General features: G+C 45.6%; 9 protein-coding genes. All 9 read right to left on the reverse strand.

All coding sequences use genetic code 11. The annotated features are described in order from the left end of the window. Positions 1–24: 24 nt before the first annotated feature. On the reverse strand, positions 25–3,414 hold the full coding sequence (locus T359_RS19285; RefSeq protein WP_081795361.1) for a DegV family protein: 3,390 nt from the start codon (positions 3,412–3,414) through the stop codon (positions 25–27). Then, a complete protein-coding gene (locus T359_RS0104325) occupies positions 3,411–5,468 on the reverse strand; it encodes a hybrid sensor histidine kinase/response regulator (RefSeq protein ID WP_026516407.1) in 2,058 nt (685 codons plus the stop codon). The genes T359_RS19285 and T359_RS0104325 overlap by 4 nt, the downstream gene beginning before the upstream one ends. Positions 5,469–5,573: 105 nt before the next feature. Continuing rightward, positions 5,574–6,887, reverse strand: a complete 1,314-nt coding sequence (locus T359_RS0104330) for an MBL fold metallo-hydrolase (RefSeq protein ID WP_026516408.1) — start codon at positions 6,885–6,887, stop codon at positions 5,574–5,576. A 128-nt stretch (positions 6,888–7,015) separates the two neighbouring features. After that, on the reverse strand, positions 7,016–8,353 hold the full coding sequence (locus T359_RS0104335; protein ID WP_026516409.1) for an ABC transporter substrate-binding protein: 1,338 nt from the start codon (positions 8,351–8,353) through the stop codon (positions 7,016–7,018). 93 nt (positions 8,354–8,446) lie between these two features. Then, positions 8,447–9,286, reverse strand: coding sequence for a carbohydrate ABC transporter permease (locus T359_RS0104340; protein WP_035783541.1), 840 nt, complete (start codon positions 9,284–9,286; stop codon positions 8,447–8,449). Between the two features lie 14 nt (positions 9,287–9,300). Continuing rightward, positions 9,301–10,176 carry a carbohydrate ABC transporter permease gene (locus tag T359_RS0104345; protein WP_026516411.1) on the reverse strand — a complete coding sequence of 292 codons (876 nt, stop codon included), beginning with the start codon at positions 10,174–10,176 and terminating at the stop codon, positions 9,301–9,303. 19 nt (positions 10,177–10,195) lie between these two features. Further along, a complete protein-coding gene (locus T359_RS0104350) occupies positions 10,196–11,239 on the reverse strand; it encodes an ABC transporter ATP-binding protein (RefSeq protein ID WP_026516412.1) in 1,044 nt (347 codons plus the stop codon). Between the two features lie 172 nt (positions 11,240–11,411). After that, positions 11,412–13,349 (reverse strand): ABC transporter ATP-binding protein, encoded by a 1,938-nt coding sequence (locus T359_RS0104355; RefSeq protein WP_026516413.1) that lies wholly within the window; start codon positions 13,347–13,349, stop codon positions 11,412–11,414. A gap of 21 nt (positions 13,350–13,370) precedes the next feature. Further along, positions 13,371–15,134 (reverse strand): ABC transporter ATP-binding protein, encoded by a 1,764-nt coding sequence (locus tag T359_RS0104360; RefSeq protein ID WP_026516414.1) that lies wholly within the window; start codon positions 15,132–15,134, stop codon positions 13,371–13,373. Position 15,135 lies beyond the last annotated feature (1 nt).

The raw sequence follows: 15,135 nt of genomic DNA on the forward strand, positions 1-15,135 counted from the left end.
CCCTCCTATTTATCACTTATAATTTTATGCCCCAAGTTCATTTATGATTTCCTGGTAATCCCGTCTTTCAAAGGCAGCCTTAAGTTTCTCGAATCTGGCCTGTTCTGCCTCGGGAATGATATAGTCACCAAGATCCTTGAAGATGCCCTCTACACAGACCTCGTCTTCTATTTTGGCGCTGTCCAGAAGGGCCTCGTAGGCACTTTCAAGAATAAGTTCATCCGCCACAGGTCTTTCGACCACATCAAAATGCTCCGCAAGCTTTTCTTTAAAGCCCAGATAATTGCTCATCATTACTGCGTGGTTATTTTCAATGTACTCGATATCCCTCTGCTTTCCGGCATCCTCCAGATGTCTTGCCTGCTCCGAAAGTTCAGGAATACCCACCAGCTTGGCAGAGCTCTTAAGAGCATGAACCTTGATGGTATAATTGTCGTAATCCTTGTTGTCATAGAAGGACTGTATCGCTTCGCTGTTCTCATCAATGGAATCGTAAAAGATCTTGAGTACAGCCAAAAATGCATCCTCAGAGCCACTGTTTGTAAGAGCCATCCTTACATCTATGCCGCCGATGGTCTCATACCATTTTTTAGGCATTTCCACAGGAGCTGGCTCAGGCTCTTCTTTTACTTCCTTCTCTATGTCTTTTCTCTCTTCCTCGTCCTCATCAAGGGTCGCACTATCTCTTCTGCTGTAGTTGTCATCCGATATCAGTGAATCCAGATGGAAGCTCTTGTCACTCTTATCCATATATAAGAGACCAAAGGTTCCCATGCCGCTGTTTACAGCAATGGCTGCAGATGCCTTCTGGAAGAAGATATGCTTAAACGGAAATCTCTCCTTAACCTCCTCAGCGATCCAGCTCAGTTCCTCTTCAGTCATTCCTACATAGGCGATCAGAAGAAGCTCAAGATCAGGATCCGCCCCCTTGGAAAGGATCTTTTTAATATATTTGTGATAACAAAGCTTCTTTTCCCCCATGAACACCCAGCCCATGGTGAAGATACTCTTTTTTATCTGCAAAAGAGGTCGCATGTTGAGTGTGGCCATGATCTTATGCATTCTCTCACTCATGTAGCCGCCTCTTACCATGAACCTGGTCTCAGCCACAACGAAGCTGCAGTGCATCCTGCTCTTTATCTTCTCCAGCTCCTCTGTGATCCTCTCCACGGACTGATTCTGCTGTGCCATCTGATGGGCAGCCATAACAAGGAATCCCATGGCACTGGACAAAACTCCGGAATCCACAACAGTTACATTATCAAACTGCCTTGCGGCCTTGGAGGCTCTGGCGTACTCCTCACTCATACTTGGAGTTATGGAGATATGGATGATATGATGGGCCTTCTGTAGCCTCGAAGCAAAGAATTCTTCAAAGTCTCTGGTCTTGGGCGGTTCAGACCACACCTTGCCCTCCGGTGAATACATGTAGTACAAAAGCTCGTCCGTATCAGCTTCCACATTGTCATAGAAGGTTCCTGCATCCGTATGCACCAGGAAAGAGATAACATCAAGCTGCATCTCCCTGATAAGACTGTGAGGCAGGTCGCAAAGACTGCTGGTGGTGATGAGCACAGGAACTTTTCTCCTGTAACCCTTGGAAGTATTAAGCACTTCGTGAGACAGATCCAGACCGGTTTTTCTCCTGATCTTATACTCAGGAAGAATATTCAGCATGGTCTCCTCAAGCTGTTTTCCGGAAACCGGCTTTAACAGATATCCGTCGAAGCCGCTTCTTGCATAAAGCTCTTTATTCTCTCCACCGGCGTTGGCGGTGAGCACAACTACCGGTGTATTATTGTTAACCTCTTCCTTCTGTTTACGAAGTCTGATAAGGCAGTCGATTCCATCCATGCCCGGCATGAGATGATCCATAAAGATCAGGTCGTAGCGGGTATTGGCAGTCATATAAAGAGCCAGATCTCCGCTGCTGGCCAGATCTATCTGAACCTCGGTGCTGGCGATGAGTTTTCTCTCAACCTCAAGGTTCATCTCATTGTCATCCACAATAAGAATCCTTGCATCCGGTGCAGTAAAGCTGCTCTCAAACTGCTTGGCTGCTGTTGTGCTTCCGAAGTTGGCGATGCTGAGATCCCCAATAGGTGTAGGATTGGTAACTCCCTGCCACAGGGACACTGTAAAGGTTGTACCCTGGGAATACACACTGTTTACACTGATGGTTCCTTCCATCAGATCCACCAGCTGCTTAACAATTGAAAGTCCAAGGCCTGTACCTTCAATGTGCCTGTTCTTTTCCTCATCCACTCTCTGGAAAGCATCAAAAAGATAGGGCAGGGACTCCTGTTTGATTCCCATTCCCGTATCAGTTACGGAAAAGATCAGATGTGCCTTGTCCTCGCTGATCAGTTCTTTTTCCACATGGAGAGTAATTGTACCCTCGCTGGTATATTTAACCGCATTGTTAAGAAGGTTGATAAGGATCTGTTTTATCCTGACCTCATCACCGTAAAGTTCCGAAGGTATAGTAGGATCGATGTCCACCTCAAATTTAAGGCCTTTTTGCTCTGCTCTCAGCCAGATCATGTTGACGATCTCGGAGGCCATGGAAGACATGCTGTAGTTCACCGGAACAATGTCCATTTTACCGGCTTCGATCTTACTGAGATCCAGAATATCATTGACCAGCGCCAGGAGCATTCTTCCTGCACCCTGAATATTTGCCGCATCCTTCCTGATCTCATCGGAGGCGTCATCCTGCCTTAGTATGATCTCATTCAGACCCAGGATGGAATTTATAGGTGTCCTGATCTCATGGCTCATACTTGAGAAAAACTGATTCTGACTTCTGTTAAGTTCCTCTGCCCTTTCAGCCTGCTTCTTTGCTCTTTCACTCTCAATGGAGAAGATCAGCTTCTGATATCTGAGCACGGCAAAAGTGGAAAGACCTACCAGCACAACGGAAACCATTGCGTCTATGCAGAACATTGCATTGGTATGGACGATAACAGTATCCGGATAATGGAACCAGATAGCGTATTCTCCTATGGTTATGGCCGTAAGGATTATCATCATAGCTATTCTTATGGAGCCCGACAATAACATACCGATAAACATATAGCTGAAGATAACCCAGAATACACCACCGCCTCTTGGGCCGCCGCCGTAGAAAAAGAGAATTGGGAGTACCACAAAGACAAGGGCTATGCATTGGGTGATAATGCCCTTAAAAAACCTTCGGGTATATACGCTGTATCCTGTGGCAATAGGCACTGCAGCGATCATGATGGCCAGTGTCACAATCTCAACAATATGTTCGCCCCCAAGGATATCAAATATCAAAGCTACGATCAGGGCAGTCTCTCCAAGAAATGCCAGCATGACCATAGTTCTCTCTTCATAACTAATGCTTGGGTCTCTTAATTTCTCGCGGAATAATTCGAAAGCTTTCCTCATGATGCGCTCCTTTCCACGTACCTGACGTATTTGGCGGGAAGGAGTCTCTTCATGACTCTTTCAAATTCCATAATATCAATGGGCTTGGCAATAAATCCGTCAAAGCCCTCCTTAAGGAACATCTCTCTTGCTCCACTGATGGCATTGGCAGTAAGAGCAACAATAGTAATATTGACGCCCTTATCAAGTCCCAGCTGTTTTAATCTCTTCATGGCCTCAACGCCGTCCATCTCCGGCATCATGTGATCCATGAAGATAATGTCATAGTTCTTAGCCCTGAATTTATCAATGGACTCCTGGCCGCTGGCCGCTGTTTCGGTTATCATGCCGTAGTCCCTGAACATTCCCTGGGCAACCACAAGATTCATAGGCTCATCATCCACGATAAGAGCCCTTACGCCGTCAAACATAGGGCGCTTTTGCCTGTCATCGAGCATGAGATCCCGCTCGGTGGTCATACCGTTAAGAACCTTGGTAACAGGAAGTCCATATATCGGCTTCGGAATAAGAACCAGATTGCTGTTCTTTCTGGCATGAAAGCTTTCAGTTACAGCGACGCTTACCACTGTTCCACTGGCAGCAAGATTGTCAAAAAACGCACTGTTTTTCAAGTATTCCACATCTCCCATGAAAATGTGGGATACTTCAATTCTTCCCATAAGGTTCTTGATCTCGTCTATGCTATAGGCAGAATACAGATTTACCTTGATGCCTGTAGCCAGATTTACGCCCATCTGACGATAAAAATCTCGAACTGCAGTAACCTTATATTTTTCAGGCAGCATATGGAAAATGACGTTCTTAACATTATCCGGATTGACACTGAGACAGTTAGCAGCATTATCCACTTCCTGAGGAACGCAGAGCCTTACTGTGGTTCCTCTTCCCACCTCGCTGTTAATGGTGACAAAACCATTCATGGCGTGGGCAAAACCATAAACAACGCTGAGACCAAGGCCTATTCCGCCACTGCTTCTGTTTCTCTCCTTATTGGCCTGATAAAGTCCCTGGGACACATAGGAAACTTCCTCTCGGCTCATACCCTTTCCGGTATCGGTAACCTCCACCGTAAGGTTCACACCGTATTCTCTTCTTATAGCGGATATCCTGATGTAGATACCGCCGCGGGCAGTGAATTTCACAGCATTATCAATAAGGTGCCTCAGCATCTTATGAAGCTTTTTGATATCTCCCTTCATGGAAACAGGGACCTTGGGATCAAGGTCCACCACGATCTCCAACTTTTCCTTGTCATCCCTTAGCCTGAAGTTTGAAATTACATCATTAACAAGAGAGGTGATCATATACTTGTCCCTCTCTATATATACATGGCCATTTTTAATCTCGGTATAATCCTGGATATCCTCGATCTGTCTGGAGAGACGAAGTCCCGCATCTCTGATGGCGGTCACATCCTCGGTCTCCTCCTCCTTAAGGATAAGGTTGGAAATACCGTTTACAACATTAACAGGGGTTCGAAGTTCATGGGAAATATTAACAAGAAAGTCATCCATATCCGCCAAAGAAGCCTGCATCAGCTTGTCATTGGTTTCAATGAATTCCATAAGCTTTTTCCTTTCAAGCATGATCCATCTGCAGACATAATGGACTGAAACCACAATTACTGCGTGAAGAACAACTTTGGAAATGTTCAGGACATCCAGTTCAATAGTGTGATAGTATAGGGCAAATACCAGCTGTACAAACAGAACCAGAAAATACTCGATCAGGGTAAAATTAAGGACAGCCACACTTCCCAGAAGGGAAAGCGCAACAGTAAGAAGCACATTGGCTATAGCTATATCAAAAAAGCAGGACTCATGAACACCGTGAAAGATAGCAGACGCAAAGCTGAGCAAAAGAATGACATTCTCTCTCATTTTCTCCTGTCCATACTGAGAAAGATGCATTACCCACAAAGTTATAACACCAAAAATAAGAAGAGGCGGAACCCAGAATTCCCATTTTTGGATTACACTTTCAATAGTAATGCCAACGATGCATATAGTGAGGATCAGAATGATCTTGGTATGCACACTCGTGCGGTTCTTCATATTTTTTTCACCCTAAAAAACGAGACAAATGCAAACAACTATGCATAATAAATTATACGTTTTTGAGTAAACAAAATCACGATTAGACCACTTTTTTCATGATTTTTATGATAATTTAATAGTCTGTCCGATCTCAGGCAGGATAATCTTTCCGGCATGGTCGGAAACCAGCTGCTCAGGTCTGAAGCTGTGAAGCGGAACCAGGATCTTGGGCTCTATCACATCCACTGTATGTCGCAGATAATAGGGCTCCGCATGGCCTCCAAGGCCGCATCTTTCAAAGTTAATGCCCAGGTTCTCAAGAAGGCTGTAGAATTTCGCATAGGAGGGGTCATAATCTCCCAGGGGCGCCCCGTCCATATGAAGATAAAGTGAGATCACACTCTCCAGCTCAAAGAGCTCATATATATGCTTGTAATCCTGCTGGAGCACGTACTTCTCAGGATTATCAAGAAGCATTTTTCTGATGGCCACAGGTCTTCCCTTAAGCAGAGGAGCCTTGAGCTCTCCACCCTCAGGAAGGTAAACCGCAAACTCATCCTCAGGGTAAAAAGCGGCCACATAGTCCGCCTGCTCAGGCTCAAGGACCATGGTTCTTCCGGCCCGGGCAAGAACCTCAATAAATCTGTGGATTCTTTCCACATTGCGGTTATAGTTGTTGATAACTATAAGCTGCTCTTCCTCTTTGGCATGATTCTTCATATCCTCCAAAAGAGTTAATTCAGTACGGTCTCTTACAGGGCCCTCGAGAGAAAGCATGTCCACATCCACAGAGCTTATGGTGACACCCTCACTTATCATGAGATCTGCGCCTTTACACTTTTCCGCAAAGGCAGCGCTTATCTCAGGGTGATAGCCGTGATATCTGTAGTCACCGGTGTAGCAGATCATTTTGCCATCAGCTTCGATAAGGAAGCCGCAGGCACCGATAACATCGTGATCCACCTGGACACAGGTCACCTTAATATCACCAAAGGTTACAGAGGCGTCGTAATCAATGGGAAGAACATTCTTATGCTCTCTTATCTCCAGTTCTCCCATCACTCCCAGCTCGTGATACAGCTTTGCAGAATCAGCACTCATATACACAGGAACATCCTGATGAAGGGCTCCGAGACCACCCATGTGGTCGATATGCATATGAGAAATGATTATGAATATCTTTTTATCAGTCTCGCCATAGGCCTTAAGGCCAAGCTTATATGCTATCTCAGGCTCATAAATGCCGTCAATGGCATTAAGAACACCAAGCTTAACATAGTCAAAGGCTTCCATGCCCTTCCTTAAGTTAACCTTGTTGTCGATCCTGTCTGCATAAGCAAAACCAAAGTCAAAATAGCAAATGGTGGTATCGGTTTCAACCGCCACTACTGTACCGCCGATTTCTCTAAGTCCACTGAGGAAAATCACATTAGACATACTCACACCTCTATACAATAGACAAAATGAGTAGGGAAGATGAGTCTCCCCTACTCATTTGAATGATATACATTTTGGATGATATACGAATTGCTCCGCTGCTTTGCAGCTCTCGCAATTCTTTATCATTAATACTGATCGTTAATAGCCTTTACGATTGTATCAAGCCATGTCTGAGCATCAGCCTTGTCATAAACGAGCTGCTCAACAGTTGAAGGAACTGTTGATCTGATGTCGTTAGAAGCATCGAATGTAGGTGAGAAGAAGAAGTCCTTAGCCTGCTCATAGCATGCTGCAGCGCAAACGTTCTCATCCATGTATGCCTTGTACTCAGCTGTCTCATAAGAAGACTGTCTTACAGGAAGGTAACCTGTGTTTACAGCCCACTTTGTCATAGCCTCTGTGCTAAGGATGTACTTGAGGTACTCCCAAGCTGCAAGCTGCTTGTTAGAATCCTGAGCGAACATAACGATGTTTGTTCCGGCCATGTTAGCTGCCTTCTTAACGTTTCCTGGAAGGGGAGCTACACCGAGATCCCATCCCTCAGCCTTGATGTAAGAAACACCGGCTGAAGAACCAACGTAAGAAGCGATGTTCTGGTTAGAAATTACGTTTGAGAAATATCCATCCTCACCAACAAGACGAGCATAGCCGTTGTTGTAAAGGTTTGAAAGGTATGTGCATGTCTCAAGACCCTTCTCATCGTTGAAAAGAGCACCTGTAGCGTCTACATAATCAGCGCCATCCTGGTGAAGAGAAGCCTCAACAACACCAGCAAGATCATCGTAACCGATGAAAGCGATGTTCTTAGCATCCATAACAGTCTTAGCAGCAGCCTCTACATCAGCCCATGTCTGAGGAACTTCGATACCGAGCTCTTCGAACATTGTCTTGTTGTAGAAAAGAACATAAGTTGACTTGTTGTAAGGAACAGCGTGGATAAATCCAAACTCTGAGCACTCATCACGATATGCAGGAATGATGTCCTCCCAGTTATCGAAATCAGTTGCTACGAAATCATCAAGCTTAACAGCCTTGTCGATGTAAGGTGTAAGCCAGTTGTTGTAAGCCTGAGCAAGATCAGGAAGAGCATCAGCAGCAGCTGAAGCCTGAAGCTTGGTCTGAAGGTCGCCGTAAGCGCCCTGGTTTACAAGAGTAACCTTGATGCCATACTCGTTAGAAGCGTTGAACTCATCTGTGATCTCTGTAAGAACAGACTCAAGATTTCCGTTCATTGCGTGCCAGAAAGTGATCTCTGTTGCTTCGATGTTCTTAGCCTCAGCAGCAGGAGCCTCTTCTGTTGCAGGTGTCTCAGCAGCAGGAGCCTCTGTAGCAGGTGTCTCTGTAGCAGGTGTCTCTGTTGCAGGAGCCTCTGTTGTGTCAGCTGCTGTCTCGCCGCAGCCAACCATCATAGAAGCGGCCATAGTCATAGCGAGTACGCTTGCACCAAATTTTTTCAGTTTCATAATACTATTCTCCTTCCTTTTCCGCGTTGCGGATGTAAAAAATATCTCAAAGGCACTATTGCCTCAAAGAACAAAGAAATACCCCGTGGGTCATCAGCCCTTAAGTCCGCTCCTTGTAACACCTTCGATGATGTACTTACGAAGGAACAGATAGATGATGATGATAGGCATAACCAGCATACAGGATGCGGCCATGATAAGCTCTGTGGAAGAGCCTGCCTCAGTCTGGAAACGAACAAGTCCGTTGGAAAGAACTCTCATCTCCTGTGAGTTGGTAACAAGTAATGGCCAGAGGAATGCGTTCCAACTGCTGATGATGTTAAGGATCGCAATTGAGAAAATGGCCTGTTTGTTCATAGGAACCATGATCTTGATCATGTATTTAAAATCTGAACACTTATCTACCTTGGCTGCCAGATAAAGTGACTCCGGAACCTGCATAAAGAAACGTGTCAGCAGGTAAATATAGAAGGCACTTGAGATCCATGGCACGATCATAGCCTTGTAGGAATCGATCCACTTCAGGTTGATGATGGTCTCGTAGTTGGTGATGATAAGCATCTCACCGGGAATCATCAGTGTTGCCAGGAAAAGAGAAAACACTGTCTTCTTTCCCGGGAAGTTAAGTCTTGAAAAAGCAAAGGCTGAAAGCACTGTTGTTACCAAAACGCCGCAGGTTGTGCAGGTTGTAACAATAAGAGTGTTTACGAAATACCTTGCAAAGGGAGCTGCTGCCCAGGCATCCTTGTAGTTCTGCCACTGGGGAACCTCAGGGAAAAGTGCCGGAGGAACTGCGATCAGCTCTGATGGTGTCTTAAGGGATGATGAGATCATCCAGATAAATGGCAATACAGTAAATACAGAACCAAGGATAAGAAGTCCATACTTAAGTATCGCAGCTATAACATTTACGATTTTTCTTTTTGTTGTCATGGCTTCTTTCCTCCTTATTTCTTCTTTTTCTCACCGGTTACACGAAGCTGGATCTGTGTAAGGGCCAGGATAATAAGGAACAGTACAACTGATCCTGCTGCTGCAACGCCGTACTTGTAGCTGTTGTAGAACTTATCGTAAATATAGTAAACGATAGTGATGGCGCTGTTGGCAGGGCCTGCTTTTCCCTGGAACAGTGAGAATACTTCGTTGTAAACCTTGAAGGCGCCGATCATTCCGATAACGCTGGAATAAACGATCATAGGGGCCAGCTGAGGAACAGTGATTCTTGTGAATACTCGAAGCCTTGGTGTTGAGTCGATTCTTGCTGCGCGGTAAATATCCTCAGGAATAGTCTGAAGACCCGCAAGGAAGATCAGGATGTTGAAAGCCATGCTCTTCCAGATAGCAAAGATAATAAGCGCAGGCATTGCGTACTGTGGAAGGTTAAGCCACTGTACAGGATCAATTCCGAAAAGGCCAAGGAAATAGTTGATAAGACCGTAGTTGGAATTGAACATCCATCTCCATACGATACCGATGGCGATAACGCTGGTAACGTAAGGAAGGAAGTAAATTGTCTGGAACAAAGCCTTAAAGCGCTTGCAGCTGTTGATAAGAACAGCGATTACCAGTGATAAGAATATTGAAGCGGGAACTACGCAGATAACGTAGATGCTTGTATTCTTAAGGGACTTGGCAAAATCAGGATCAGCGAAGAGATTCTTGTAGTTCTCGAATCCGATGGAGCTGTATCCGTGGTTGATGATGCTGTAGTCACCCAAAAAGCTCATAATGATGGCCCTTATCAGAGGATAAACGGTAAAGGCAAGCATAATGATTATTGACGGAAGGAGATAGAGATATCCTTTAAAACTCTTTTTATCCATTTCATACTCCCTTCATTCATCAGAATCTGCCGATGAGCTTTTCCTGACCATCAAATATCAGGATATGGCCTTCACGAACAGATACGCCAAATTTGTCGCCCTCTGCGACCTGAATATATGAATGAACAAGTACGCGAACAGGAGTAGACCCAAGCTTTGAGAAAATAAGAAGGTCACGACCTGTCATTCTGATGCTGTCTACGCTGAGAGAAACGCCGTTCTCATCAAGGTAGAAGGACTCAGGACGAATTCCTGCCTTGTAATGACCGTCAGCGAGCTTAACGCCCTTTCTGAGAACAAGACCGTTAGCTGAGATCTCGCCGTCCTTAACATCAACTTCAATACTATTAATTTCAGGGGTTCCAAGGAACCTGGATACGAAAACATTAGCAGGATTGAGGTACATTGTCTGAGGAACCTCGTACTGCTGTAGAACACCTTCCTTCATAACAGCGATACGATCGGAGATACTCATAGCCTCCTCCTGGTCGTGTGTTACGAAGATGGTTGTGATCTTAACTTCCTGCTGAATACGTCTGATCTCTTCTCTGGTTTCAACACGAAGCTTAGCGTCAAGATTTGATAAAGGCTCGTCAAGAAGAAGAACCTGTGGTTTTTTAACAAGTGCTCTTGCGATTGCCACACGCTGCTGCTGTCCGCCTGAAAGCTCGCCGGGCTTTCTCTTCATAAGCTGGTCAATCTTAACTACCTTGGCCATCTCGAGAGCCATTTCCCTGGCCTGAGCCTTGTTTACACGTCTGTTGATAAGAGGAAATGTGATATTATCCTCTACTGTCATATGAGGATAAAGAGCATAGTTCTGGAAAACAAGACCTATCTCACGATCCTCGGGAGAGATGTTAGTTACATCCTTATCTCCGAAATAAATGCGCCCCTCTGTAGGTGTAGTAAGACCTGAAAGCATAAAAAGTGTAGTGGACTTACCACAGCCTGATGGTCCTAAAAGACCTACCAGCTCCCCGTCCTTAATGGTGAGATTCATGTGATCTACAGCATTAAGAGTGCCATAAGTTTTTGTTAGATTTTCAATTCTGATATCCATTTTTTACCTACCCAATCTAATAAAAAAAATTACCGTTTCTAAACAGACAGCTTTTTATTATACTATAACAGAATGAAATATCAAATGTTTTTTTTAATAAAAATTTAATAAAAAAATAAGAGGTAGACCGCAAGGGTTCTACCTCTAAAAAAATTAATAGTTTCCGCTTATATCAAGCTGTTTCGCTTTTTAGACCTGTGTAAAGCTGATAATATCTCTGACCCTTGGCGATGAGTTCGTCGTGGGTTCCCTGCTCAACTATCCTTCCCTGCTCCAAAACGATAATGCAATCACTGTTTCGAACAGTTGAAAGTCTGTGGGCGATAACAAAGGTGGTTCTTCCCTTCATGAGCTTGTCCATACCGTCCTGAACAATCTTCTCTGTTCTGGTATCGATGGAGGATGTAGCCTCGTCCAGGATAAGAACCGGAGGATCTGCGATGGCCGCTCTTGCGATGGCAAGAAGCTGTCTCTGACCCTGGGAAAGATTGGCTCCGTCGCCGGTGAGCATTGTGTCATAGCCCTCCGGAAGTCTCTTGATAAAGCTGTGGGCGTTGGCCAGCTTGGCTGCTGCCTTAACCTCTTCATCTGTAGCTCCCAGCTTGCCGTATCTGATGTTCTCCTTTACCGTTCCGGTAAAGAGGTGTGTGTCCTGAAGAACTATGCCCAGGGAGCGGCGAAGATCCTTTTTCTTGATCTTGTTGATATTGATGTTGTCGTATCTGATCTTACCGTCCTGAATGTCATAGAAGCGGTTGATAAGGTTGGTGATGGTGGTCTTGCCGGCACCGGTGGAGCCTACGAAGGCGATCTTCTGACCGGGCTGTGCGTGGAGCACGATGTCGTGAAGAACCATCTTTTCATCTGTATAACCGAAATCTACGCCGTTGAAGGTAACATCACCCTCCATGGGCTGATAGGTTGTGGTATCAGTAGCCTTGTGGTAATGCTTCCATGCCCAGTGTCCTGTGTGGTGATCGGCTTCAACGATCTCACCGTTCTTCTCCTCGCAGTCAACCAGCATAACGTAGCCTTCATCGGTCTCAGGCTGCTCATCCAGGAGCTTGAAGATACGCTCTGCTCCCGCAAGGGCCATGATGATGGAGTTAAACTGCATGCTGACCTGGTTGATGGGCATTGAAAAGCTCTTGTTAAAGGTCAGGAAGCTGGCAAGAGCTCCTACCGTAAGTCCGAAGGTCACATTTCCTGAAAGGGCAATGGCTCCGCCAAAGATAGCGCAGATAACATAGCTGGTATTTCCGAGCTGAGCATTGATGGGCCCCAGGGCTCCGGAATATGCGTTAGCCTTGAAGGCACTCTTGTAAAGTTCCTCATTGAGCTCATCAAACTTCTTGATGGACTCAGCCTCGTGATTAAATACCTTTACTACCTTCTGTCCGGTCATCATCTCTTCAATGTAGCCGTTCAGGGCACCGATATTCTTCTGCTGTGCCACGAAGTTTTTACCTGAAGCCTTGGTGGCCTTGGCTGAACAGAACAGCATGATGGCAACCATCACAAGGGTAACAATGGTAAGGGGTATGCTCAGCACCAGCATTGAAGCCAGCACGCTGACGATAGTAATGGCGGAGTTCAGCATCTGAGGGATACTCTGGCTGATCATCTGCCTAAGGGTATCAATATCATTGGTGTAGATTGACATGATGTCGCCGTGGGCATGGGTGTCAAAATACTTGATGGGAAGGCCCTCCATGTGCTCAAAGAGCTCCTCACGAAGCCTCTTTAAGGTTCCCTGGTTGATAAAGATCATGGTGTAGGACTGGATAAATGCAGCAAGTACACCAATTCCGTAAAATACCGCAACCCTGGCCATGGCCCCAAGCAGCGGCCCGTAATCAGAGCTGTGGGTATCCAGCATGGGCTTGATATAGCCGTCGATGAGGGTCTTGGTAAAAAGAGTTCCCTGAACGCTGGAAAATACTGTTACAAATATACAGATAACAATGATAAACATCTGAATGGGATAGAATTTAAAGACATATCCCATTATTCTCTTAAAAAGTTTGCCGGGATTCTCCACCTTGGGACGGGGCATTCCACGTCCCGGTCTTCCGCCGGGGCCCGGTTTAACCTGTTTTTCTTCTGCCATGTTTTTCTCTCCTTTTATACCTTAAGAAACTTGATCAAAATCCGCATCGCCGGCTGCACCGGTCTGGGACTCGTAAACTTCTCTGTAAATCTCATTGGTCTTAAGAAGCTCTTCATGGCTTCCGAAGCCGTTGACACATCCGTCATCCATTACGATGATCCTGTCACAATTCTGAACAGAGCTGATACGCTGGGCAATGATCAGCTTGGTGGTACCGGGGATCTCCTCAGCAAAGGCTTTTCTGATCTTGGCATCGGTGGCGGTATCAACAGCGCTGGTGGAATCATCAAGGATCAGTATCTTGGGTTTCTTCAAAAGAGCTCTTGCGATACAAAGCCTCTGTCTCTGGCCTCCTGATACATTGGTTCCGCCCTGCTCTATCTCTGTGTTGTAGCCCTGGGGCATCTTCTCTATGAATTCATCGGCACAGGCCATACGGCAGGCTCTCCTGCAATCCTCCTCGGTGGCATTTTGGTCGCCCCAGCGAAGGTTATCCAGAACGGTTCCGGAGAAAAGAACATTTTTCTGAAGAACCACTGATACCTGGTCTCTTAAAACTTCCATGTCATAATCTCTTACGTCCACACCGCCGACCTTGATGCTTCCCTTGGTGACGTCGTAAAGTCTGCTGATAAGATTGACCAGAGAGGACTTGGCTGAACCGGTTCCACCGATGATTCCGATAGTCTCACCGGACTTTATGTTAAGGTTGATATCCTTGAGCACAGGCTCCTCGGAATTCTCATTATATGCAAAATCAACATGGTCAAAAATGATACTTCCGTCATTTACATTCTTAATGGCGTTATCCTTGTTGGTAATTGTGGTCTTCTCATCGATTACCTCTGCGATACGCTTGCCGCTGGCGGAGGCCATTGTCAGCATTACGAAGATCATGCCGAGCATCATGAGGTTCATGAGGATGGCCATACAGTAGGTAAGAAGACTCATGAGGTTACCGGTTGAAAGCTCCTCTGCCACGATCATGTGGGCACCGAACCAGCTCACAAGAAGAATGCAGGCATAAACAGTGGCTGACATAACAGGGCTGATGAGAACCAGGTTCTTCTCAGCTCTTACGAACATATTGTAGATGTTGAAGGCTGCCTTTTTGAACTTGTCATTCTCGAAATCCTCACGGACATAGGCCTTAACCACACGAATAGCGGATACGTTCTCCTGAACGCTCTCGTTGAGTTCGTCGTATTTCTCAAATACCTGCTTGAAGTACTTGGTGGCTCTGTTCATAAGAAGCAGTAAAAAGCCCCCCAGGAAAAGAACAGCCACAAGATAGATGCTGGCCAGTCTGGCATTGATGGTAAAAGCTGCAACCATGGCAATTATAAGGGATGCCGGTGCTCTCATGGCCATACGAAGAGTCATCATATAGGCATTCTGGATGTTGGTAACATCTGTTGTAAGTCTTGTTACAAGACCTGAAGTTGAGAACTTGTCGATGTTGGCAAAGGAAAAGGTCTGAATGTTGTCAAACATTGCCTTCCTTAAGTTCTTGGCAAAGCCTGTGGAAGCCTGTGAGCCGTAATAGGCTCCTCCAAGTCCGGCAAAAAGACCCAAAAGCGCGATAACAAGCATCATTCCACCTACAGTGAAAATAACGGTCATGCTGCCGCCGTTTGGATTGTTGAATCCAATACCTTCATCCACGATCTTTGCCATAAGGATGGGGATTATCATTTCGCAGATAACCTCCAGCACCATACAAAGAGGTGTCAGGAATGAAGGAAGCTTGTATTCCTTTACCTGTGATAAAAGTGTTTTAAGCATA

Origin of the sequence: Butyrivibrio sp. MC2021 (assembly GCF_000621605.1) — a bacterium.
GTDB lineage: Bacteria > Bacillota > Clostridia > Lachnospirales > Lachnospiraceae > Butyrivibrio.

Excerpts from the sequence above, each read along its gene's own strand:
- T359_RS19285 (WP_081795361.1), bottom strand. The coding sequence starts at position 3,414 with ATGAGGAAAGCTTTCGAATTATTCCGCGAGAAATTAAGAGACCCAAGC.
- T359_RS0104325 (WP_026516407.1), bottom strand. The coding sequence starts at position 5,468 with ATGAAGAACCGCACGAGTGTGCATACCAAGATCATTCTGATCCTCACT.
- T359_RS0104330 (WP_026516408.1), bottom strand. The coding sequence starts at position 6,887 with ATGTCTAATGTGATTTTCCTCAGTGGACTTAGAGAAATCGGCGGTACA.
- T359_RS0104335 (WP_026516409.1), bottom strand. The coding sequence starts at position 8,353 with ATGAAACTGAAAAAATTTGGTGCAAGCGTACTCGCTATGACTATGGCC.
- T359_RS0104340 (WP_035783541.1), bottom strand. The coding sequence starts at position 9,286 with ATGACAACAAAAAGAAAAATCGTAAATGTTATAGCTGCGATACTTAAG.
- T359_RS0104345 (WP_026516411.1), bottom strand. The coding sequence starts at position 10,176 with ATGGATAAAAAGAGTTTTAAAGGATATCTCTATCTCCTTCCGTCAATA.
- T359_RS0104350 (WP_026516412.1), bottom strand. The coding sequence starts at position 11,239 with ATGGATATCAGAATTGAAAATCTAACAAAAACTTATGGCACTCTTAAT.
- T359_RS0104355 (WP_026516413.1), bottom strand. The coding sequence starts at position 13,349 with ATGGCAGAAGAAAAACAGGTTAAACCGGGCCCCGGCGGAAGACCGGGA.
- T359_RS0104360 (WP_026516414.1), bottom strand. The coding sequence starts at position 15,134 with ATGCTTAAAACACTTTTATCACAGGTAAAGGAATACAAGCTTCCTTCA.